The sequence below is a fragment of the Gordonia sp. OPL2 genome, from assembly GCF_003797825.1.
Taxonomy (GTDB): domain Bacteria; phylum Actinomycetota; class Actinomycetes; order Mycobacteriales; family Mycobacteriaceae; genus Gordonia.
The window spans coordinates 41773-65279 of record NZ_RKME01000004.1 but is presented as its reverse complement, the minus strand read 5'-3'; the positions used below and the strand labels follow the sequence as shown (position 1 = coordinate 65279).

Annotated in this window: 20 protein-coding genes; 11 read left to right on the top strand and 9 right to left on the bottom strand. The window is 68.0% G+C overall.

Translation table 11 applies throughout. The features are described 5' to 3' along the window. Positions 1–176: 176 nt before the first annotated feature. On the bottom strand, positions 177–320 hold the full coding sequence (locus tag EEB19_RS26840; protein ID WP_262365473.1) for a hypothetical protein: 144 nt from the start codon (positions 318–320) through the stop codon (positions 177–179). A 91-nt stretch (positions 321–411) separates the two neighbouring features. Here EEB19_RS26840 and EEB19_RS06040 point away from each other — a divergent pair, with 91 nt between their 5' ends. Further along, complete coding sequence (locus EEB19_RS06040) at positions 412–1440, top strand: DUF3089 domain-containing protein (RefSeq protein ID WP_262365472.1); 1029 nt, start codon at positions 412–414, stop codon at positions 1438–1440. Between the two features lie 22 nt (positions 1441–1462). Here the strand turns inward: EEB19_RS06040 and EEB19_RS06035 are convergent, their stop codons facing one another. From EEB19_RS06035 to EEB19_RS06020, 4 genes are all read right to left on the bottom strand, one after another. Further along, positions 1463–3715: an ATP-binding cassette domain-containing protein gene (locus EEB19_RS06035; protein ID WP_187584180.1), complete on the bottom strand. Its 2253-nt coding sequence runs from the start codon at positions 3713–3715 to the stop codon at positions 1463–1465. A 105-nt stretch (positions 3716–3820) separates the two neighbouring features. After that, a complete protein-coding gene (locus EEB19_RS06030) occupies positions 3821–5746 on the bottom strand; it encodes an Hsp70 family protein (protein ID WP_187584178.1) in 1926 nt (641 codons plus the stop codon). Positions 5747–5780: 34 nt separating this feature from the next. Further along, on the bottom strand, positions 5781–7232 hold the full coding sequence (locus EEB19_RS06025) for a GTPase (protein WP_187584176.1): 1452 nt from the start codon (positions 7230–7232) through the stop codon (positions 5781–5783). After that, positions 7229–9058, bottom strand: a complete 1830-nt coding sequence (locus EEB19_RS06020) for a dynamin family protein (protein WP_187584174.1) — start codon at positions 9056–9058, stop codon at positions 7229–7231. Before EEB19_RS06020 ends, EEB19_RS06025 begins: the two co-directional genes overlap by 4 nt. A 252-nt stretch (positions 9059–9310) precedes the next feature. On the opposite strand from EEB19_RS06020, the gene EEB19_RS06015 reads away from it, so the two are divergent. The 6 genes from EEB19_RS06015 to EEB19_RS05990 all read left to right on the top strand — a co-directional run bounded on the left by EEB19_RS06015 (position 9311) and on the right by EEB19_RS05990 (position 15259). Further along, positions 9311–10555 carry a hypothetical protein gene (locus EEB19_RS06015; protein ID WP_262365471.1) on the top strand — a complete coding sequence of 415 codons (1245 nt, stop codon included), beginning with the start codon at positions 9311–9313 and terminating at the stop codon, positions 10553–10555. Between the two features lie 123 nt (positions 10556–10678). Beyond that, entirely contained in the window at positions 10679–12157 is a 1479-nt protein-coding gene (locus EEB19_RS06010) for a peptidoglycan recognition protein (RefSeq protein ID WP_187584170.1), read from the top strand. 78 nt (positions 12158–12235) lie between these two features. Next, positions 12236–12496 carry a hypothetical protein gene (locus EEB19_RS06005; protein WP_187584168.1) on the top strand — a complete coding sequence of 87 codons (261 nt, stop codon included), beginning with the start codon at positions 12236–12238 and terminating at the stop codon, positions 12494–12496. 163 nt (positions 12497–12659) lie between these two features. Beyond that, positions 12660–13247 carry a peroxidase-related enzyme gene (locus tag EEB19_RS06000; protein ID WP_187584166.1) on the top strand — a complete coding sequence of 196 codons (588 nt, stop codon included), beginning with the start codon at positions 12660–12662 and terminating at the stop codon, positions 13245–13247. Positions 13248–13271: 24 nt separating this feature from the next. Further along, positions 13272–13904, top strand: a complete 633-nt coding sequence (locus EEB19_RS05995; RefSeq protein WP_187584164.1) for a peroxidase-related enzyme — start codon at positions 13272–13274, stop codon at positions 13902–13904. After that, on the top strand, positions 13901–15259 hold the full coding sequence (locus EEB19_RS05990; protein WP_187584162.1) for an aldehyde dehydrogenase family protein: 1359 nt from the start codon (positions 13901–13903) through the stop codon (positions 15257–15259). Before EEB19_RS05995 ends, EEB19_RS05990 begins: the two co-directional genes overlap by 4 nt. On the opposite strand, the gene EEB19_RS05985 is transcribed toward EEB19_RS05990, so the two are convergent. Continuing rightward, a complete protein-coding gene (locus tag EEB19_RS05985) occupies positions 15214–16152 on the bottom strand; it encodes a LysR family transcriptional regulator (protein WP_187584160.1) in 939 nt (312 codons plus the stop codon). The two genes, EEB19_RS05990 and EEB19_RS05985, sit on opposite strands and share 46 nt — an antisense overlap. 50 nt (positions 16153–16202) lie before the next feature. Between EEB19_RS05985 and EEB19_RS05980 the strand changes: the two genes are divergently transcribed. Genes EEB19_RS05980 through EEB19_RS05965 form a run of 4 tightly spaced genes read left to right on the top strand, consistent with a single transcriptional unit; the run spans position 16203 to position 19854 of the window. Then, entirely contained in the window at positions 16203–17387 is a 1185-nt protein-coding gene (locus tag EEB19_RS05980; RefSeq protein ID WP_187584158.1) for an acyl-CoA dehydrogenase family protein, read from the top strand. Beyond that, on the top strand, positions 17388–18134 hold the full coding sequence (locus EEB19_RS05975) for an SDR family oxidoreductase (protein ID WP_187584156.1): 747 nt from the start codon (positions 17388–17390) through the stop codon (positions 18132–18134). It begins immediately after the preceding gene. Next, on the top strand, positions 18131–18622 hold the full coding sequence (locus EEB19_RS05970) for an LLM class flavin-dependent oxidoreductase (protein WP_187584154.1): 492 nt from the start codon (positions 18131–18133) through the stop codon (positions 18620–18622). Before EEB19_RS05975 ends, EEB19_RS05970 begins: the two co-directional genes overlap by 4 nt. Continuing rightward, complete coding sequence (locus EEB19_RS05965) at positions 18619–19854, top strand: LLM class flavin-dependent oxidoreductase (RefSeq protein WP_187584152.1); 1236 nt, start codon at positions 18619–18621, stop codon at positions 19852–19854. Before EEB19_RS05970 ends, EEB19_RS05965 begins: the two co-directional genes overlap by 4 nt. On the opposite strand, the gene EEB19_RS05960 is transcribed toward EEB19_RS05965, so the two are convergent. From EEB19_RS05960 to EEB19_RS05950, 3 genes are all read right to left on the bottom strand, one after another. After that, on the bottom strand, positions 19758–20696 hold the full coding sequence (locus EEB19_RS05960; RefSeq protein ID WP_187584150.1) for a haloalkane dehalogenase: 939 nt from the start codon (positions 20694–20696) through the stop codon (positions 19758–19760). The two genes, EEB19_RS05965 and EEB19_RS05960, sit on opposite strands and share 97 nt — an antisense overlap. Positions 20697–20758: 62 nt before the next feature. After that, a complete protein-coding gene (locus EEB19_RS05955; RefSeq protein WP_262365470.1) occupies positions 20759–22369 on the bottom strand; it encodes a 13E12 repeat family protein in 1611 nt (536 codons plus the stop codon). A gap of 273 nt (positions 22370–22642) precedes the next feature. Continuing rightward, complete coding sequence (locus EEB19_RS05950; protein ID WP_187584510.1) at positions 22643–23476, bottom strand: HAD family hydrolase; 834 nt, start codon at positions 23474–23476, stop codon at positions 22643–22645. Positions 23477–23507: the final 31 nt, after the last annotated feature.

Here is a 23507-nt window from a genome sequence, read left to right as displayed (position 1 = left end):
TCACAGCCGAGGCCCCGGTCACCGAAAGGTGTCCGGGGCCTTCCTGTTCGGACAATCGCTGTACGGGCGACCGTCTTCTGTAGGACCATGGTCGATGTCATTACCGCAGCTCTCGACCTGGCGGTGCTGACGCGGATGAGTGGGAGACGGCGTCGTCGACGCCGAACTACGCCGAATCATGCGCGACGACCCGGTGCGGCCGCCGCGGCCGGGTGATGATCGCCATGGGGAGAACTGACCATGCGGAGCCACAAATCCATCAGTTCGAGCAGACGTTCAACGACACGCCGATGGCGTCGCCCGATCACCGTGCTCGCCATCTGTCTCACCTCAGCCCTTCTCGCGAGCGGCGGCGGTGCGACCTTCGCCGAACCCGCACCCTCGACGACCATCTGGTTGTGTAGTCCCGCCGTGCCGTCGGACCCGTGCGATCTGCCGCAGGACACCACCGATCTGCTGACCGGCGCCGTGACCTCACCACCGCCGGTCACTGATCCCGACAAGTCCGTCGACTGCTTCTTCGTCTACGGGACGGCGACCCACTCGCTGACCCCGAACGCGGAACGCGTTGCCTCCCCCGAGATCCGCGCTGCGACGAGCCTGCAGGGTGCTCGGTTCAACCGGATCTGCCGAATGTACGCTCCCGTGTACCGGCAGGCGTCCTTTCCCGGGACCCTCCTGGTCAATCTCGGCTACACCGAACCCTTCTCCGTCGCCTACCGCGATGTGCTTGACGCGTGGAACGCTTTTCTGTCGCACCAGGACACGGGCCGCGGTGTGATTCTCATCGGTCACTCACAGGGTGCCTTCCTGCTCCGGAAGCTGATCCGTGAACAGATCGATCCTCGCCCGCAGGTGCGAAGCCGCCTGGCCGGGGCGTTCGTGATGGGTGGCAACGTGACCACCGAGCGCGGCAGCACCGTCGGCGGTGACTTCACGCGGATTCCCATCTGCACACAGCGATATCAGTATCGCTGTGTCACCGCCTATTCGAACAATATCGTGCCGCCACCACTGTCGTTGTTCGGCAACAGCACACTTGACATCGCCTCCCTGCGAGCAGGATTGCCCATGGGACCGCGATACGCGGTTGCCTGCACCGATCCCGCGGTCATCAGCGGCAACGACGACCCCGTCGGCATCACCGTACCCAGCGCACCCTATCCCACCGGAATCCTCGCCGCCTTCGTGGCGTACACGGCCGCCCCAGGTGCGTGGCCGACGTCGTCGACGACCTGGACGACGGGTCGCGGGCGTGGCGTCGGACGATGTGCAGAGGTGAACGGCTATCGGCAGTACCACATCACGATGACCCGGCCGCAAGCTCTCAATGAGATCCCACTGTTCGACACGCATGTCATCGACGTCAACTTCGGCCTGGACCGACTCGTCGACATCGCGTCTCGGCAGGCAAAGTCCTGGCTGGCCGACACTCACTGAGGCTCGGCGACGCATCCGTGGGTCACCGCTCCCGCGTCAACCGCCCGACCGTGTAACTGACCAACACCACCGACATCAGCAGCAGGACACTGTAACCGAGAGTTGCGTTCAGCAGAGTCGGCTCCCAGATGGCCGCCCCTGCGGTCTGCGGAGCCAACGGAGCGATCGCGGTGAGGTCGACGGCACCGGCCGAGGTCGCGTATCCCCAGTACGACGGGAACAACCAGGACAGCTGCGCCAGACCCGGCGTGGTGAGGCGGAACAGTCCGCCACTGAACACGAGCTGAGAGATCACCAGGATCACCAGCGGCGGCATGGTCTGCTCGGTGGACCGGACGGTCACCGAGATCGCCAGGCCGACAAGTACTCCGACGGCACCGATCGCAGAAAGCGACACAACGAGCTCGAGCGGCGCGAACCCGACGACGCCTGCCGTCGGCATCCCTTTGCCGAGATAGGTGATCGTAATCATCACCGCAGTCTGCAGAGCGACCACGGCGACGTAGACGACGATCTTCGCGGCGAGGTAGGCGTCGGGCCGGAGTCCGACGGCACGCTCACGCTCGAAGATGTCACGCTCCCCCACCAGATCCCGCACGGTGATCGCGGTGCCCATGAAGGTTGCACCGATCACCAGGATCACCAGGATCTGCAGTGCTTCACCTGCCGTGTCCGCGACGCGGTTCACACCGAATCCGACCGAACCGGGAATCACCAATGTGAGCAGTCCCAGAACGACGGGCATCACTGCAAGGAAGCCGAGATAGCCAGGGTCGGCGAGGATCACGCGACAGTGACGTCGCGCGACGGTACTGCATTGGCGGATGACACCTGACTGCGGTGCTGCGGTGAGACGCCCGGCCCGGTCGGAACCAGATCGCAGTGCGGGATCTCGCGCTCCTGCGCAGGACCCGCTGCGTCGCAGATGTTCTCGGTGTGCGTCCGACGGATATGCCGACACGTGCGCGAAGATCTCCGCCCAGTCGCCGGTGCCCATCGCGGCCGAGACACCCTCGGGTGAACCCAGATACGCGGTTCGGCCGCCGGGAGCCAGCAGGAGGACCTGATCGCACATGGCGAGATGGGTGAGCGAATGGGTCACGACGAGTACCACGCGGCCCGCATCGGCGAGACGTCGCAGGGACGCCATGACCTGCCGGTCCAACGCCGGGTCCAGGCCGGACGTCGGTTCGTCGAGGATCAGGAGAGAGGGTCCGGTGAGCAGTTCCATGGCCACCGAAGCCCGTTTGCGTTGTCCCCCGGACAGTTTGTCGATGCGGGTGTCGACGTGGTCGAGCAGTTGCAGCTCGGTCAGGACATCGGCGATCACCGCGCGGCGGTCGTCGTCGGACAGATCCGGTGGCAGGCGTAGTTCGGCGGCGAACCCCAGCGCCTGACGCAGGGTCAGCTTGTGGTGCAACACGTCTTGCTGCGGCACCATCCCGATACGGGTGCGCAGGGCGTCGTAATCGGCATGGACGTCGTGGCCCTCGAAGCAGACCGCCCCCTCGGTCGGCCGGACGATCCCGGCTGCGATGCTCGACACCGTCGACTTGCCGGCACCGGACGGCCCGATCACCGCGGTCACTGTGCCGGGCCGAGCAGTGAATTCGATGTCGTCGAGCAGTCGCTTACCACCGTCGACGGTCAGTCCGACACCTCGCACATGGAGCCCGCCGCCCCCGGGCGCGGCGATCCGCTGCGCCGGTCGGCGGACGAGGGCGCGTCCGGAGACGAGGAAGTCGGTGTTGCCGATGGTGATCGTGGTCCCGGCGGCCAGGCGAGCGTGGGCGATGCGATCGCCATCGACGTAGGTGCCGTTGCTGCTGCCGAGATCCTCGAGGATCAGGCCATCGCCGTGGGCGATCACCCGTGCGTGATGGCGGGAGACGAGCGGGTCGTCGACGACGACATCGTTCTCCGGTGTTCGCCCGATCGTCAGGATCCCGTCGACGACGGCGGTGGTCGGCTGCTCGCCCGTCGCACCCAGCACGACGTACAACGCCGGGCCGATGTCCGGATCGCCGAGTCGAACACGCGCCGACGACGCCACGAGCAACTGGGTGATCACGCTTCCCGCCGCGTAGGCCGGCGTCGCCGGGTCGTCGCACATCACCCACCATCCGTCGCCGCGCCACTCGATACTGAGGTGATGCGCGCCGACGAGGGGATGGTCGACGACGATGCCGTTGTCGGGTGCGGAACCGACGGTCAGCCGCCGGGTGTCGCCGAGATTGCGTACGGCGCCATCGATCGTCACGGTCCCGGGGGTCATCTGATCCACGCCTTTCGCTCGAACCTCGGCGAACGAGGACGTCTGCCGGTGGCATGGATCAGACGTCGGTGGCCGTGGGGAATGTTCCCCGAGACTGTCGAGGCGTCAGGCTATGAGCCCCGATCGCGTCAGGAAGGTCCGTCCCTTGTCGATGGAACCGATCCCGAACACAGTGGCCTCCAACGAGGTCGCGGTGTTGGCGTAGTCGATGGTGTAGTCGGAGGTCGACTGCTCACGGATCTCGGCCGCCGAGGTCCGGTCGGCGTTCTCGACGAGCGTGCCCTTCCCTGCGGAGTAGATGCCGTTGCGGATGTTGACGATCCGCTGCCGGGCATCGGGCTCGTCGCCATAGAGGACGATGAAGTACGACGCCGCGGTGGTGTCCTCCCCGAGGTCGGCGAGGGCGCCGGTGTCGGAGAACGAGCAAGTGACCTTCAGTGCCCCGTTCGAACTGAAGCCCGACTTCCGGCAGTTGGTCACCGCAGCCTTCAACGGCCCCGGAACCAGTGCCATCAGCTGGTTCTCGTCGGTGATGATCCCGGACCCCTCGGACTCGGAGTCGGCTGCCGCGGTGCCGCTTCCGGGCGGTGCGGGGTTGTCGTCGGAATTGCCGTCACCGGAGGTCATCGCGGCCACCGTCCCGACGGTGATCCCGATGACGGCGACCGCGGCAACCGCGATCGCGGCGATCCGACCCCACCGCCGACCGGCCTTCGGGTTCGTGCCACCCGCCTGTTCGGCGAACTCCGGCGGGCGGAAGGACGGCGCGGTCGGCTGCGGCCCACTGCCCGGCCGCGGCCCGGCACCCTGCTGCGGCCCGCCCTGCTGAGGCCCACCCTGCTGAGAACCCTGTCGAGGGGCGCCCTGTTGGGGGCCGCCCTGCCACGACGGCATCAGGTCGCCGGCACCCGGGATGATCGGTGGGCCGACGGGCCTGGGCGCGGACTCCGCGCCGACGACGACCAAAGCACCTTGCGCCACAACGGTTTTCGGATCGTCGAGCGTGGCGACCGGACCGAGGTCGTGCAGCCGGTGCTGGATCAGCGGGATTCGCGACGACCCGCCGGTCAGGTACAGGGCGGTCAATTGGCTCGAATGAGTCACCCCGGCATCCATCAACGCCGCGCGGGTCAGCTGCAACGCCTGGCCGACGGCGGGACCGATGAGCTCGTCGAACTCGTCTCGGGTGATCTGCAGTGTCATCCGACCCGACGGGGTCGGGACCGTGATCGTCGCCGACGGCGCCTCCGACAGCAGCTCCTTTGCCCGGCGGATCGAGTCCTGCAGATCGGCCACCACGTCGACCGGGGCCTGGCGGCGCAGCCAGGTGACCAGGTTCGGGTCGCGGTCGGTCAGGCGGTCCTCCACCCACCGCTGCACCAACGCGTCGAGGTTCTTGCCGCCGAGCCCGTTGTCGCCGCGTGCGGCGATGACCTGGAAGCTGTTCATCGCGGTGACCGTGAGTACGGCGATGTCCAGTGTGCCGCCGCCGAAATCGAACACCGCGATCTTCGCACCCGGCTGCATGGCGTGCGAGCGGGAATAGTGCGCGGCCGCGGCACGCGGCTCGGAGATGGTGGTGATCGCCGACGGGTGGATGCCGACGGACGTCGCGGCGTCGACCAGCACCCGGACCTGCTGCTGCGCCCACGCCTCCGGGTGGGTCAGCACGAGCCGCTCCGGCGGCGCTCCCGCATGGGCCGCCTTGCCGCGCTGGATGATCGCGCCCAGAACCGCGGCGACCAGGGCATAGGTCGGCATGGTGTGTCCGTTGACCGTACACATGGGATCGGCCCCGATCAGCCGCTTCGGCGACGCGATGTAACCGGACGGATTGTGCTGTGCCGCATCGACGGCGGCCTCACCGACCGTGATGCGGTCCGGGGCCGCCACGTAGACCGCCGACGGCATCAGGTTGCTGGTGTGCGAGAGGGACAGCGCCTCGATGCCGCCACTGGTCGCACCGGAGTGCGCGGCAGCCGAGTTGGAGGTACCGAAGTCGATGGCCAGGGTCCATGGGGCGAATGACATGTGCGGTGAGGTCCTGTGTCCTGTGTGGTCTGGGCTAGCCCGTGATCGTCAGTGCAGTGTAGGTGCGGATGAGGGTGACGAGTGCGGCATCCTCGGCTGCGGAGCTGGTGGCCAGCGTTCGACGCTGCGCGTGCCCCAGTCGACGGTGCGCCTCCGCGGCGATCTCGTGGGTGGAGGCGTGGTCGGGCAGGCCGACACGGCCGGCGGGTGAGGAGGCGAGGAGCACGGCGCGCAGGTCCTCGGTCACCTCGGCTCGGGGATCGATTCGGAGCATGCGCTGGTAGTCCTCGAGGACCGCCACGAGGTGGAGCGCCGGCGACGCCCTCAGTTGCGCGGCGAGCGATCGGATACGTTCGCGCGCAGGATGACTGAAGGCCAACTGATCGAGCCGGGCCAGGATGCGGTGGGCACGGTGCAGCACCGCGAACCGGGCCGTCGACGACGTCAGTGCACGCTGCAGCTCGCCGATTCCGGAGTGCTCGGTCAGCCACGAGTTGAGGGCCGCGGCCCCGTGGGGCGCGACGTGCCTGCCGTTGAGCACGCCGTACTCACCGAGCAGTTCGAGCAGTTGGACCCGCAGCGCGAGGGGGAGGACGTCGTCCCCTGCCGGCTCATCCCCTGCCAGTTCGTCACTGTCGAGCACCCGGATGACCTCGAGCGGTGCGAGCGGACGCAATCGGGCCAGCGCACCGGCGAGGTGCTCGGTCATCATCCCGGTGTGACTGGTCTGCGCCATGAGTCCGGAGATCGGGACGACGGTGTTGACCGTCTCGGACAGCTGCGTCGCCATGCGTGCCGCGTGTTCGTGCGCGTGCACGAGTGGGTCCCGCCGACCGAGCGCGCCCTCGCCGAACGAGTCGGCGCGGGAGAGCACGCCGAGCGTGTTGAGCGGGGTGAACGGCAGTTGGGAGAGGAACTCGATCTCGTCCGTGCGCGGCACGGCGTCGAACAGGAAGACGGCGGCGTCGGCGTCGATCGACGCGCCACGGGTCTGTTCGAATCCGTCGATCGTGACGCGACGGGTGGCGGCGTCGTTGGCGACCGTCAGCGTCGACAGGCCGGGTGTGTCGATCAGGGTGAGCCCGCGCAGCGCCGAGGACGGCAGCCACCGGTCGACGAACGCGATGTCGAGCGTCTCGACCGGCAGCCTACTCGGCTGGTGGTGGTGGATGGCGACCGCGTGCCGCCGGCCGTCGACGCCGACGACCTCGGCCCGCGACGGTGCGCCGTCCTGGTAGACGGTCACGACGTTGGTGGCCTCGAGCGCCGCGGTCTCGGCGACGGGCGCCCCGATGAGGGCGTTGACCAACGTCGACTTCCCGGCCTTGAGCCGCCCGACGATCACCACGCGGGGCGGCGACCACAGGATGGTGCCGATCGCGTTGGCGTGGGCGGGAAGGTCACCACCCAGTGCGGCGAGCTGGTGCAGACCCTGGTCGAGGGTGGCGTGGACCGGGTCGGCGGCCGGCGGCGGATACGTGGTCATGACGCCTGTTCCAGCAGTTGTTCGGCGGCCGCGATCCGTTTGTCGACGATCTCGAGGTTGGTCGTGAGTCGCTGCGTGGTCTTGTCGCGCGCTGCGGCATCGGCGGACGCGGTCTTCTGCACCTCGTCGATCGTCTTCTGGAGTCGATCGATGTTCGTGCGGAGGTAGTCGCGGTAGCGGATGACGATCTCGGGTCGCGACTGGGCGACCGCGCTGTCGAGCAGCCGGCCGGTGGCGGCCTTGGTCGTGGCGATGGTCTCGCGCAGCCACGCCAGCAGATTGGACTTGCCGGCACGGATCGCGCGGAAGCTCAGGTTCACGCCGACCCACATCGTCCCGACGACGACCCCGACCCCCATCAGCGCCGACAGCCCGAGGAGTCCACCGAGGGTTGACCCGCCGACGACCCCCATCGTCAGGAGGGTCGGGTCGAGCAGTCCGTGCCGTTTGCTGCCGACCTGATGGGTCTCGATCCGCTTGTCCTGCATGGATTCCACGATCCGCGCGGACAGCTCCTCCCAGACGGTCGGGTCGTCGGCGAAGCGGGTGGCGATGATGTCGTCGTGCAGCCGCTGGAGGAAGGCGGCCAGCGTCTCGGCCATCGCGAGTTGCAGATCGCGCTGCATGTCGGCGGTGAACTTCTGTTCGCTGCGCCGCAACACCTGCATGCCGTGGGTGTTGATGTAGGTGGTCCAGGTGTCGCGGACATCGTCGAGGCGTCGCTCGAGATCGTCGATCGCGGACTGCCGCAACAGGGTCAGGTCGCGGGCCAGGTACTGCTCCCACTGCCGGGACTGCTCCTGCAGTTCGGCGAGGCGCGCCATGTCCGAGGTGAGGTCGGGCAGTGCCTTGGCTCCGGCCTGCACGGCGTCGAGCTCCCGGGTGATGCCGCTGCGCACCACACGCAGACCCTCCAGGCACGTACGCACCGCGTCGATGTGCGGGACGTCGGCGGCGGCGTCGAGTCGCCGATCGATCTCCGAGCGCAGAACCGTTATCCCGCTGTCGATCTCGATCTGTCGACGGAGCGCAGGATCGGCCACCTCGGCGGCCAGCACGGCCATCAGGCTCGACACCCCGATCACGGTGACCCGGCGTTGGAGTCGTTCGGCGAGGAGCTGCTCGTTCTCGGCCACGATCTGCCGCCAGCGTTGTAGGTTCTTGTCGGTCTTGGTGACCGCGACGATGACCGAGTCGACGGTGGCGCCGGCCTCGCGGACGAACGCCATCTCCGGCGCCGTCAGCGGCGAGGAGGCATCACACACCAACACCAGGACGCTGGCCTGCTGGGCGGACCGGGCCGCCAATCGGCTCAGTCCCGCGTCGAGGCCGCCGACGCCCGGTGTGTCGACGAGCGTCACGTTCGACATCCGGGCCTCCCGGACGGCCAGGGCCGCCGACGTCGGCAGCTCCTCGACACGTGGATCGCGCACCATCGCACCGTCGGTGGTCACCCACTGGGCGAGGTCGGCGGCGTCGATCCGCCGCGCACCGTCGGGGAAGAAGATCTCGGCGACGCTCTCGGAGTCGAGGTCGGGATCGGGCGTCACCCCGACCGAGACCGATGAGGTCACGTCGACCCCGACGGGGCAGATGTCGCGACGGCCGATGAGTGCGTTGACCAGTGAACTCTTGCCGCGCTGCACCTCACCGACGACGACCACCACCCGCGTCTGCGCGTCGCGATCGAGTTTGGTCTGGGCGATGTCTGCGACGCCGTCCATCTTGTAGGCGCGCAACACCTTGGCCGCGCTCGTCACCACCCCGGCAGCGTCCTCTCGGGACACAGCAGAGGACGCGGTGTCCGGTACCGCAGTCTCACCCATACCGTTGTCCCCCGGTCGTGTTCACAGCTGCCGGGGCCGTAGTCTACCCAGCCGACATTGTCGCAGGTCATTCGCTCAGTGCACTAACCTCGCATGCGAGCGCCCCGGACTCGGGAACATTCTGCGCGGCCCGCCGCGTCTGACCGGGGAACGCCACGAGAGGGGAACAGTCAGATGAGCAGTCGGCGAACAGCGGCGGGGTCACGAGCGATGCGACCAAGGGTGACGCGCCGGGCAGGTCGTGCAGCAGCAGTGGGCACCGCCGCCGCCGTGGCGCTGGTGCTGGCGGGGTGCTCGGTGGACGGCGAGGCCACGAGCGTCGACGCCGCACAGGCGGCATCGTCGGGTGCGGCCGAGCCGTCGGTCGACGTGGCCGCCCTCGATACGGGTACCTATCCGACCGATCCGCGACCGCCGTTCGGCACCGCGACGCAGGAGAACATCCTGCAGATCGAGGGGCAGCGGATGGCGCAGTTCATCGTCGTCCCGTTCGAGGTCGACGAGGACCTCACCAAAGCCGGGATGCTGACGATGGTGATCACCGGCCCGACGAACGTGCGTGTTGTCCTCGACCGCAGCGCCGCCGACGTGCCCGCGAACAAGGCGATGGTCGGCGGATACGTCGCGACGGCGTCGACCCCCGTGGAGTCGCTGCGGGCGGGTACGAAGCGCGCGCTCAACAACATGGTGGTCCGCTACCTCACGCCTGCCGACGCGACGGCCGCGGCCAAGCAGATGGCCGACGCGACCGCTGCCAACGCGAAAGGTCGGATCGGCACCCTGCCCGGACTGCCGGGGACCATCACCGTCGCCCACGACAGCACCGACGGCAAGGTGCTGATGGCGTTCACCCCGCGCGGCAACTACGTCCTCTATCAGTGGTATGAGACGACCCCGGCGCAGCAGGACCGGCTGGAACCGACGATCCGCACGGCCATCGAGAAACAGTCGGCGCTGATCGACAAGTTCCCGGCCACCCCGACGAAGGCCGAGGCAGCGGCACGCGGGATCACCGGGCCGACGAGGCCGCAGATGGATCAGAACCACGTGCTCATCTACGCGCTGCCCTACTCCGAGGAAGAACTGAAGAACTCGCAGAGCGGGATTCCGCGCGGCAGCATCCAGGCGGTGTACGGGCCGCGCGGGATGGCGCACCAGAGTTCGGACCCGGTGACCGACTTCAACGTGCTCACCGAGGTCGGTTCCACCGCCAACGCCGTCGACAAGTCGACCGTCTACCGGGCCTCGACGCCCGAGGGCGCGACGAAGATCGTCGACACCTTCCTCGCGTCCAACCGGAACGCCGGGTGGACCGACGCGGCGAGCCCACCCGGACTGCCGTCCGCGAAGTGCCAGACGAACTCCACGGTGTTCTTCTGCATCGTGCAGAAGGGCCGGTATGTCGGCTCGATCAGCTCGCGCGACAAGAAGGACGCGTTCCAGCAGATCTCGGCGCAGTACGTGATCTTCACCAAGGCGGATCAGAACGCGAACTGATGGTGCACGGTGTTCGACAGCCGAGTCACACCGACCCCACTAGATAACAACCGCATCACGAGTCACTGAGTGTCGGCGCGCGGCGTCGTCGAAGAGTTCGCGAACCGGACACGATGGCTCACCATGCGCCGAGTTCGTCCGAATGCCGTCCCTCGGCGGTCGATGGTGCTCGCGTCTGTCGCTGCTGCGATCGTCGCGAGTCCCTTCGCCGTCGTCATCGCCGGGTCCGATCCACGCCCGACCGACACGTCGCGGGAAGTCCCGCCGACCGCGGTCGAGCAGGTCGGACTCACCGAACTGGCGACCGCTGTCGTCGACGTCGCCGAGTCGGGTCTCGCCGCGGCGGGTGTCCGGCTTCCGGAGATCGACCCGTCTGCGTTCGGCGGTGCGGGGCGTCCTGTGTCCACGCCTTCAGCGCGTCCGACACCCGCCGGCACCCCTGACGCCGACGAGGCACCGCGCATGGCCGACGGTCGCCCGGTCGGCGCGGCGGTGCACCACATCGTCCGCGACACCCCGCTGAAGATGGTGGCGTTCACCTGGGACCGCGCGATCTCCCAGAAGTCCGACGACACCTCGATGCTCCTGCGCGCCAGAGAGAAGGACGGGTCGTGGGGAGACTGGATCACGCTTGATCGCGTCGATGCCCAGCACGCGCCGTCCCCGGAGCAGCCGATGGGCACCGAGCCGGTGTGGGTCGGCGACGCCAAGGAGGTCCAGGTCGCGATGACCGACGGCGGGCTGGCGATCCCCGCCGCCGAACCGCAGGGCGGCGGTCTCGCCGAGTTGGGCATCGGCACGGCGAGCACCGTCATCAAGACCTTGCTGACGACTGCGCTGTCGGCGGTCAAGGCCACGCTGATCAGCCCGGAAAGCCTGCTGTCCCTGGGTTCGTCGCTATTGACCCCGTTGCTCGGGGGGCCGTCGGTGGTGGCCCGTGCCCAGTGGGGCGCCGACGAGGGGATGCGATGTTCGCAACCGGCCTTCTCACCCGCCATGCGCGGGGCGATCATCCACCACACCGCGGGCAGCAACGACTACACGCCCCAGCAGTCCGCCGAGATCGTCCGCGGCATCTACGCCTACCACGCGCGCACGCTGAACTGGTGCGACATCGGCTACAACGTCCTGGTCGACAAGTACGGCCAGGTGTTCGAAGGGGCGTTCGGCGGCCTGGACCGCAACGTCGAGGGCACCCACACCGGCGGCTTCAACAAGTCGACCGTGGGCGTGTCGATGATCGGCAACCTGGATCAGGTGGCGCCCAGCACGGCGATGGTCTCGGCCGTCTCCCGCTTCCTCCGGTGGCGACTCGGCAAGGCCGGTGTGAATCCGGCCAGTACCGCACAGCTGACCGCAGAGTCGTTCTCCGACAGCAAGTTCCCCGCGGGTGCGCAGACCAACCTCCCGGTGATCAGCGGGCATCGCGACTACAACAACACGAGCTGTCCCGGCGAACTCGGCTACGCGGCGCTCGCTCCGATCCGGGCGATGGTCGGCGGCACAGCGCCACCGGCCGAGCCGGCACCACCCGCGTCGCCCACGCCGCCACCCGCGACACCCGGCCCGTCGGCGCCGGCGTCTCCTCCCCCACCGGCCTGAGCCGAGGTTGCAGCCGCCCTCGCCATGTGCTCTACTGCACCCGGTATTCATGATCGCGCATCCAGTGGGGGGAGCCACATGACCGAGCAGAACGACGAGCCGGTGGACCGGGACGAGAGTGCGGGGGAACCCATCGCCGTCGAGGTCGGCACGCGGGTGGTGGTGCCGACCCATGACGGGGCACACGGCGTCGTCGTCGACGACTTCGGCGAGCAGCCGTCGGACGTGACGACCGCGCGTCTCGGCGACGAGACCATCGCCGGACCGAAGCAGTTCGCCGTGGTGCTCGACGACGGGAATCTGATCTTCGCGGATGGCGAGGATGTCAGGCCGGCCTGATCGCATTCCTCGATCACCCACGTCCGCCCCTCGATCGCCGTCGCAGCGCAAGTTGTCGTCGTGTGAGGTTCTTACCCTGTTCCACCCGGGATCGTCGTCCTAGCGTCTGACGGGTCACCGCCGCCCACCATCGTGGGCGTCTCACCGACCCGCGAGGACCACCATGACCGACACACTCGAATCACCCTCCGTCGCAAGCATCTCCCGATTGACCGTGCCCGAGGTCGACACGCTCCCCCAGGCGCTGCAGGATCAGATCGCCTCGCTCGAGCGGCAACTCGGATACGTGCCGAACTGGATCCGGGCATTCGCGCTCGGTGGTGCGCACACCGCGAGGTTCAACACCTATCTACTCGCGCTGCTGGACCCGAACTCCGGGGTGCTGCCCTATGTCGACCGCGAGATCCTGGCAACGGTGAGCTCCGCCGAGAACGGATGCTCCTACTGCCGCCTCAATCATGCGGGCAGCCTCGGTGACGCCATCGGCGACAACAAGATCGGGACGCGCGTCGCCGTCGACTACCGCGAGGTGCGGGAACTATCGGCGCGGCATCGCACGCTGGCCGACTTCGCCGCGAAGCTGTCCGCCGAACCGGGCGAGGTCGACGACGCCGACATCGACACCCTGCGCGCCCTCGGCCTGAACGATGAGGAGATCTTCGAGGCAGTCCACGTCGTGTCGGCGTTCGCGGCGGCGAATCGGTTCAGCATCTTCCTGCAGGTCACCCCCGACGACCAGTTCTTCAACTGAGCTGCGGGACAAGGGACTCACCTCATGACCGACACCACGATCACACGACCGACCCCACGATCGACCACGGAACCGCTGCGCATCTCCCGACTGCGCGTACCCACCGACGACGAGCTCTCCCCGTCGGTGAGCCGCTTCTTCGAGGCCACCGAGAAGCAGACGGGATTCGTCCCGAACTGGTTGCGGGGCTTCGCTCTCGACGAGGGGCATTTCGAACGGCTCAACGCGTACCTGTTCCCGCTGCTGCAAGGCGCACCCGATGTCGACACGTCGATCACGCGACGCGAACGCGAGATCCTCGCCACCGTCGTCTCGGTTCGCAACGGCTGCTCCTACTGTCACGCGCTGCACGTCCACGAACTCGGGCAGTTCCTCGATGACGGTTGGCTCGCGCACCGCATAGCGCTCGACCATCGGGAGGTACCCGAGCTGTCCGAGCGTGAGCACGCACTCATCGAACTCGCCTTCGCACTCACCGATCTGACCGGTGAGATCAGCGATGCGACGATCGAGCAGCTGCGTGACCTGGGCCTGTCCGATGTCGACATCTACGAGGCCGTCCAGATCGTCGCGGCACTGAACGCGACCAATCGGATCTCCCTCGCGCTCGGGCTGTTGCCCGACCCCGAGATCTTCGACGGCGACCACACGGGATGACCGATGTCCTGACCACGCGGGTACCCTCCGTCGACGACATCGTCGCCACCGCTCGCACGGGTTTCGATGCGCTCCGCTCCGCCGATGCGGGTACCCGCGCGGGATGGTTGGAGGCGGTGGCTCGCGAGATCGACACCGCCGCCGACTCGATCGCCGCAGACATCCACGCCGACACCGGCAAGCCACCGAAGTGGGCGGCGATCGAGGTCGAGCGCGCCGCATCGATCGTACGGCTGGCCGCACGCGAGGCGGTGGCGCTACATCCAGAGGCTCAACGGCTCGACGCGCAGCCGTCCGGCGTCGGACGGCTCGCACTCACGGTCCGGGTTCCGCGTGGGCCCGTACTCGCCCTGGCGCCGTTCAACTTTCCGCTGCATCTCACCGTGCACAAGGTGGCGCCCGCCATCGCGGCGGGCGCCTCGGTGGTCGTGGTCCCGAGTCCTCGCACACCGCGCACCGCCGCCGCGTTCGCCGGGGTTCTCGAGCGGGCCGGCCTGCCCGACGGCGCCGTCCACGTGGCGCCTGCCTCCCCCGACCACACCCTGACCTGGGAGCTGATCCGGGATCCTCGGCTACCGGTGGTCAGTGTCACGGGGTCCGATCCGGTCGGCTGGCGGATCGTCGACGCCGTGCCGCGCAAACAGGTCGTCGCCGAACTCGGTGGAAACGCCGCCGCGGTCATCGCCCCCGATCTCGTCGGCCTCGACGATCTGCGCCACGCAGCAAGCCGGATCGCCACATTCGCGTTCTACAACGCGGGGCAGGCCTGTACCTCACCACAGCGCGTGTACGTCCCGCGAGACCGCCTCGGTGAGTTCACCGACCTGCTCGTCACGCAAGCGCGCGCACAAGATCTGCACGCCGATGTCGGGCCGGTCATCGATGACGCCGGGGCCGACCGCATCCGTCGTTGGATCACCGACGCAGTCGCCGGCGGCGCACGGGTGGCGACCGGTGACGATGGGACGTCACATCCCGACGGAGATGCCCGATTCATCCGTCCGACCGTTCTGATCGAACCGCCCGAGGACGCACGGGTTCTCACCGAGGAGGTGTTCGGGCCGGTGGTGTCGGTGCTCGCCTATGAGGACATCGACGACGCGCTCCGTGCCGTCGACGACTCGCGCTACGGGCTGAGCGTCGGCATCTTCACCCACGATGTCCGTCTGGCGTTTCGAGCGGGCGCCGAGTTGGAGGTCGGTCAGGTAGTGATCGGCGACGTACCGACCTTCCGATCCGACGTGACACCGTTCGGTGGAGTGAAGGGCTCGGGCCGCGGACGTGAAGGAGTGCGGGCGACGATCGAGGACTACACCGTCACGCGGACTGTCGTGTTCGCCGAGGCCGGATGGTGACCGCCGTGCGGATCGCTCGACGCCGATCGGCGTCGGAGCTCCCGGCCGAGACGTCGCACCCGGTCGGTGGGCGCGGCGTCGGCGGCGACGATGAGCGCCAACGTGATCGGCGCATCGACGCCGACGAACTCGCGCCACACCACCGGATCGCGCTCGGCCACACTGAATCCGGGCAGCAGGCAGACGCCCACCCCGGCGGCGACGAGACGCACCGCGTCGGGTGTGGACTCCACGTGGGAGACCACCCGCACGTCGGTGACGTCGAGCAGTCCGGTTGCCACCCGATGCATCATGTAGCCCGCACGGAAGTTGACGACACGTTCGCCGGTCAGGTCGATGACGCGCACCTCCGGTTGCGCCGCGAGCCGGTGACCGGCCGGCACCACGACCCCCATCGGCGACAACAACAGCGTGTGCATCCGGACGCCGTCTACGGGATGCGCGCCGTGCTCGAGGGTGATCAGCCCGAGGTCGGCGCGCCCGGAACGGATCTGGTCGATCACATCACCCGAGCCACCGATCCGGACCTGGACCTCGACGCCGGGGTCCACGACGAGGTCATTGAGGCAGCCGGGCAGCACGGTGTTGATCGCGGCGGTGACCGCGGCCACCCGGATGAGTTCCGTCCCTCCCGCGGCGTACGCGCGCACGGTGGTGCGAAGGTCCTCGTCGGCGGCGCAGATCGCGCGCATCGCACGCAGTGCAGCGGTACCGGCCGGACTGAGGTGGGTGCCGTCGTGCGAACGCGTCAACAACGTGACGCCGAGTTCGTCTTCGAGGCGGCGCACGGTCGCGCTGAGTGCCGACTGACTCATGCCGAGCCGGATCGCGGCGGCACGGAACGACGCCGTCTCGGCGATCGCCAGCACCGCGCGTACCTGTTCGGTTCTCACCACCCCCATCGTCCGCGTCGACCACGCCGCGGACCACGAAAGGAATCAGCATGACCAAAACCAGGACGGCACGCTCCGGTGTGCAGCAGTCGGACGAGTACCTTCTTCCCGAGGACACCCTCGAGCGGTTCCGCGAACGTGCGGCCGGATACGACCGCGACAACGCGTTCTTCGCCGAGGATCTCGCCGAACTCCGCGACCTCGGCTACCTGCGCGCCGCCATCCCCACCGAGCACGGCGGTCTCGGGCTGTCCCTGCATCAGCTCAACCGGGAGCAGCGGCGGCTGGCGTCGTTCGCGCCGGCCACCGCGCTGGGCGTGAACATGCACCTCTACTGGACGGGACCGCTCGCCGATCAACTGAACGCCGGCAACACCGACCTGGCGTGGCTGGCCGAGGAGATCGTCGCCGGCAAGGTCATCGCGGCCGGTCACGGCGAACCCGGCAATGATCTGGTCATCGACGACTCCACGACATCCGCGACCCCCGTCGACGGTGGCTACCGGATCAGCGGACACAAGATCTTCACGTCCCTGTCACCGGCGTGGGACTGGCTCGGCGTGCACGCGCGCGACAACTCCGACCCTGATCACCCGAAGATCGTGCACACCTTCATCCGTCGCGACGAGGCCGGCGTGTCCACGGTCGAGACCTGGGACACGCTGGGCGTGCGGGCCACGGCCAGCCACGACACCCACCTCGAGGACGTGTTCGTCCCGGCCGACCGCACCGTCGGGATCGTCGATCTGGGCACGCCGCCCACCGGATACGTGGCCGGGATCTTCCCCTGGGTGCTGCCGTTGCTCGGCAACATCTATCTCGGGATCGGTCGCCGGGCAGTGGATCTCGCCATCGCATCGGCACAGGCCCGCAGCTCGCTCAGTCTCGCGGGGGAATCGGTCGCGCACAAGCCGTTCACGCAGTACCACGTCGCCGAGGCCGAACTCGCCCTCGAGGGCACCCGCGGTCAACTCGACGATCTGACGACCTCTCTCACCGCCGGTGAGGATCTCGGCGAGCGGACCCTGCTGCGACTGTTCGCGGCGAAGGAGAACGGAACGCGCACAGCGCGACTGGTCACCGACCTCGCACTCGAGATCGCTGGCGCCGGCTCGCTGCACAAGCGCAACGAACTCGAGCGACTCTACCGGGATGTCCGGGCCGGCGCATTCCACCCGCCGAACTCCGACACCGTCCGCGCGTTCGTCGGTACGTTCGCGCTCGGATTGCAGTAGATGTCGTTCACCACCGACACGCTGGCGGGCCGGGTCGTCATCGTCTCGGGCGCGGCACGGGGGATGGGTGCCGAGCACGCGCGGGCGATCGTCGCGGCAGGAGGTCGTGTAGTACTCGGTGACATCGACGTCGACGGTGTGACCGCGGTTGCCGAATCCCTCGGCGCCGCGGCCGGCGCGACCTCTCTCGACGTCACCGAACCCGCCGACTGGCAACGGATCACCGACCTCGCGGCCGGACTCGGCCCGGTACGCGGCCTGGTCAACAATGCCGGGGTGTTCGGCAGTGGCTCGGTGACCGACACGTCGATCGACGAGTTCCGGACGGTGCAGGCGGTCAACGTCGAGGGCAGTCTGCTGGGTATCGCGGCGGTGGCGCCCGCCCTGCGGGACAGTGGGGGCGGCAGCATCGTCAACATCTCGTCGGTGGCCGGGCTGCTCGGAATCCACGATCACGTCGCCTACGTGACCTCGAAGTGGGCGGTGCGCGGCCTCACGCGCTCGGCCGCACTGGATCTGGGCCCCTGGGGAATTCGCGTCAACTCCGTGCATCCCGGCCGTGTCGTCACGCCCTTCATCGACGGCCTCGACAGCACAGTCCTGCCGAACCAGGTGATCCGGGAGGCAGGGCTGCCGGAAGACATCAGCTCGTTGGTCGTCTTCCTGCTCTCCGAGCATTCACGGTTCTCCACGGGGTCGGAGTTCATCGCCGACGGTGGCCGCTATCTCGGGGAGTTCCGTCGGTGAGCCGCCCCGGCCTCGAACTGAGTCCGATCGACCGAGCCGTCCGCGCAGAGGAACAGGGTCATCGAACGGTGGTGGTCGGCGCGGACGGGTCGTCGGCAGTCGACCCGTTCGTGCTCGCCTCTGCCGTTGCCAGCGCGACGTCGAGCATCCAAATACTCATACGCGTACCGACCGACCAGTGGCATCCGTACCTCGTCGCCCGCCGCCTGGCGGCGCTCGACAAGATCTCCGGCGGCCGGATCGACTGGTGGCCGGACGATCCGGTCGACACCCGGCGGGACGAGGCCGTCCACATCGTCGCGGCGCTGCTCACGTCGTGGGCACCGGATGCCGTCGTCAACGATCGTGCGGCGGGGCTTCACGTCGATACCGACCGCGTCATGCCGGTGCATGTGCACGGCACCTGGTTCGCGGTGGACTCGCCGCTCGATGTGTGTGCCGGTCCCCAGGGAGTCGTTCCCGTCGTCGATCCCGGAGGTGTTCGTTGAGTCCGATCCCGTTGCTCTTCGCGGAGTTCCACCACAGTGGTGATCACGAGGGTGCGTGGCGACTTCCCGGATCGGCCGTCGACCGGCTGGCTGACCCGTCCTACTATGTCGAGCGCACCCGGCTCGCCCGGGACGGCGGTTTCGACGCGGTGTTCTTCGCCGATTTCGTCGGCTACGACCCGATCGTGCGCGACGTCGTCCGCTGGCCGTTCGAACCCACGACGCTGGCCGCACATCTGTTTGCGTCCGTTCCCGACATCGGTGTCGTCGTCACCGGGTCGACCGTCTTCGCGACGGTCGACCAGCTCTACCGCAGCTTCTCGACACTGTATGACCTGTCCGGCGGCAGGATCGGCTGGAACATCGTGACCACCGGCGCCCCCGCGACGGCACACGCGTTCGGCGGGGGCGTCGTCGAACAGCACGACGCGCGGTACGAGACGGCCGACACGGTGGTGGACGAGTTGTCGCGGCGCTGGGCGGAGCAGGGACGACGACCTCTTTTCGCGCAGGCCGGCGCGTCCGAACGCGGACGTGAGTTCGCGGCTCGCCATGCCGAGGTGATCTTCACTGCGACACCGCACAAGCAGGCCGCGGCAGCCTACCGCGCCGACATCCGACAACGCGCCATGATGATCGGCCGCGACCCGGACGAGATCCGCGTCCTGCCGGGCGTTCTGATAACCGTCGGCGAGACCGACGACGACGCCGTCGCCCTGCGCGAACATCTGAACTCGCTGGTGACCGTCGGCGCCGCGCGACACATGTTGTCGGCGTACGGGGTCTCGCTGCCGGCGGCAGGACTGGACTCGCCGCTGGATGCAGTCGCCTTCGATCCCGCGCACAACGGGATTCGCAGTCGGGCCGCAGTCCTCGCCGAGCTCGCGGAGTCCCTGGGACCGTCGGCGACGTGGCGAGGCCTCGTCGACCGCATCGCCGGCAGCCGTGGTCATCTCGCCCTCACCGGAACCGCGGACAAGGTCGCCGCCGTCATGAACGAGTGGATCGACGACGAGGCCTGCGATGGATTCGTGGTGAAGTTCTCCCACAATCCGGGCGGCGCCGAGGATGTCGTCCGCGCGGTCGCGCCCCGTCTGACCGCACGAGGGGTCGGACGGGGCGCGGGATGGCCCGGTCAGGCCGTGCGGTCGGGGGAACTGCGGTCGGAGGTGCGGTCGAGTAGCTCGGCGACAGCCGAGGCGATCGCGTCGGGGGCGTCCTCCTGGACGTAATGTGAACCGGCCCCGCCGGACTGGACGGTCAGGTTCGCGATGTTCCGCCGCGCCCAGTCGACGATCTCCGGGGTGAGCAGGAAGCCGGGTTCGAATGTCAACAGGGTCTTCGGCACCTCGGACTCGGCGAGCCACGACTCGTTGGCGGCGAGGAAGTCCACCGTCGACTGCGGCCGGGCGTCGACCGGGAGCGCACGGGGGAACACCAGAATCGGCTTGCGACTGTTCGCCGTCGGGAACGGCGCCGCGTACACCTCCTGGACCTCCGGAGTCAGTCCACCCAGCACAGCGCTCGGCAGGAGTTCGGTGATGAATTGGTTCTCCTCGAGGACGATCTGTTCGCCCACAACGTCTTTGAGGACCTCTCCGCGGAGGGCGACGAATTGCTCCGGCAGATCGGCGGAGGCTATCGGACGGATCACCGGCTCGGCGAGCACGACGGCTTTCACTCGGTCGGGATGTCGGCGCGCCCAGGTCAATCCGAAGGCCGCGCCGTAGTCCTGCAGCACCAGCGTGACGTCGGTGAGGTCGAGCGCGTCGAACCAGGCGTCGACGTACCCCTGGTGGTCGTCGAGGGTGTAGTCGATGTCGGGCTTTCCGGAGTCACCGAACCCGATGAGGTCGAGCGCGAGGAGCCGCCCCCGTCCGCGGAGGCCGGTGAACACACCGCGCCACAGGAACGAGCTCGTCGGGTTGCCGTGGAGGAAGACGATCGGTGACCCGGTGCCGTGCTCGACCCAGTGCAGGCTGGAGTCGAGCACGTCGATCGAGTTGCTGGTCGCGTCGGGGCCGAACTCTGATCGTGCGGTGGAGGTTCGGATGGAGGTGTCTGCTGCTGTCATGCACGCACGGTAGAACCTCGGGCGCGCCGGCGACATGGATGCGCCCAGTGAGATCGAATGGCTCATTCGGCGGAATCAGGTGTGTTGCCTTCTCTTTCTGCTCGTTCGCGTCGTCTGCGGTTGCGTTCGCGCTCCTGTTCGCGGCGGGCGTGTTTGTCGGCCAGGCGGGTGCGGCGACGGGCCGGTGGCGGCTGATCATCGGGCGCCGAGCCGCCCGCACCAGCACCTCGCGGCGGCGCTTCCTGTGGAGCAAAGCGGATCCTCCGCAACCCGGGAAACAGCATCTCCACGTTCTCGGGATCACCGCTCAGCACCAAACCCTCCGGCGTGATGAACTCCTGCCGTAGCCGGCCCCGTCGGTCGCGGTATTGGTCATCGACCCAGGAGCCGAAGGTCTTGAGGATGTGGAAGAACCGATCCTTGACGTTGAGATTCTCCGGCAGCGTCTGACCACCGGCGGAAGGGTCGGCGTGGTTGTACTCCCATACATGATCGACATCGCCCGCGAACGCTGATGTGGCATTGCCGGGCACCACACTGTGCCCATCCCGCACGCGGATGTAGGTGTCCAACGCGGCCGACGGTCGATACGGATTCGACGGTTGATGCGCGGGCAGCGTCCAGGTGCCGTCGGTGTTCTGTGGGGTGCCCGGCGGCACGATCGGCTTGATGACCGCGTCCGGGCGGGCCGCGAGATCACGCACATGCTCCCCGGAGATGACACCGTGCCCCGCGACGAACCCGGCGTTGTCGGCCTGCCCCGCGATCGTCCTCTCGTCGGCCACCACATGGATCAGGATCTTCGACGCCGACGCGGCGACCCCCGGTTCGGGAATCTCGGCAGGACAGTCTTCCTGACCACACAGGCATGCAAAGCTGGTTTGCGACATCAGGGCGAACGCGGCATCCGAACGGCGCTGGGCGATCGTGCGAGGATCATCCGGGCACGTCGACCCAGCCAGGGCGCCGATGTTCTCCCTCGATATTCGGGCGTTCTCCGCGCTCATCGTGGCCGCCACCTTCGCCACACCGTCCGCTTTGGCCTCGACCCAACTGTCGCGTGCATCCAACGCCCGACGGCGACGTTCACGCACCGCATCCGGATCATGCCGGTAGACGATCCGATCAACCATGTCCCGCAGCCGTTCCGCCGACCACGCACCATCATGCAGATCCAACTCCGCAGCGATCTGCGCATCCACCTCGCCCGCGCAGTCCGCACCATCGATCAAATCCGTACGCGCGATCACCGCGATCACCCGCTCCGGCGAGATCCGACCCTCCCGCAACCGCTGCGACACCTGCGGCAGCCGATCACGCAGGGCGACCGCCTGGGCGAGGAGCTGTTCAGCGGCGTACTGAGTGATCGCTAACGCCACCGCAATCCGGGCGGCGCAATCCGCCAGGCCATCCACCACAAGGAAGTCGTGTTCGTCGCTGTCACCGACCAAGCGACGATGCAACTCTGCAGCCAGTTGATAGTTGTGCCATGCGAGGTACGAACGGGCACGCTGGGTGGAGGCCATCGACCCCAGCAACTCGTTGACATGGGTACCGATCAGATCAGTCACGTCATCGGCGTGCACATCACCGGTATACAACGCCGGCAGATCCGGCCACGGCGAGCGGGCACGCCACCACCGCGACATCTCCCACCCAGCGACAGCAGCCACGGCAACACCTTCCAGAGATACGGATACGACCGCAGCACCACCGGTCTCACATACCTCTGGAAAGAAGCCGCCACCCGCTCACGGGCGTCCGCCTCGACAATCATCATCTCGGTCCTGCAGAAACCAACCTACGACACCCCACCGACAAGAACGGATCAGTGGATGCGCTCGAGCAGCTCGACTACAGCCGAGGCGATCGCGCCCCACCGATCCGTGGCAAGAGTCCGCGCATACCGCGGGCTATTGCCCTGGATCGCCGATTCAGCCGCGCGACTACCCGAACCACCGCTCGAGCACCCGGGCGACTCCGTGCTCGTTGTTGCCGACCGTGATCTCGTCGGCAGCCGCCAGCGCAGCCGGGTGCCCGTGTGACATCGCGACGCCGTGGCCCGCCCAGGTCAGCATCTCGACGTCGTTGGGCATGTCACCGAAAGCGACTGTCGCCGTGTCGGTCAGGCCGGCGAGGCCGACGAGGGTCTGCAGTCCGGACGCCTTGTGCGTATCGGGGAGCGAGAGTTCGATGAGGCCGTTGTCGGTGGAGAAGGTGATCTGGGCGAGGTCGCCGACCGCGTCCTTCAGGCGTGCCGCCATCTCGTCGCTGCGCATGTCCGGTTGCCGGACAAGCAGTTTCACCGCAGGCTTGGCGTACACATCGTCGTCCCCCACTTCGATGTGATCGGGGTTCAACCATGCGTGCCGGTAGCCCGAGGTCGCGACGAACGGCGGTGTCGCGGCGTCGTAGGCGGATTCGCCGACACGCTCCGCGGCGATACCGCAGCCCGGGATTCGTGCGTATGCCCGCTCGACGAGCTTCTCGAGAACGTCCGGTGCAAGCGTCGCGGCCGACAGGACCCGGTCATGCTCGACGTCGTACAGGATGGCGCCGTTCGCGCACACCGCATACCGCACGTGCGCGGATGTGTCGTCGAACTGATCGCTGATCTCGGCGATCCATCGTGGCGGGCGTCCCGTCGCGAGGACGAACTCGGAGCCTGCCCCGATGGCCGCTCCGATGACGTCGATGGTGCGCCGCGACACGCGGTTCTGGTCGTCGATCAGGGTGCCGTCGACGTCGGATGCGATGAGGGTCGGCGGACCGAATTCCATTGCGGCCGAATCGGACAGGGGCTCAGCGGGG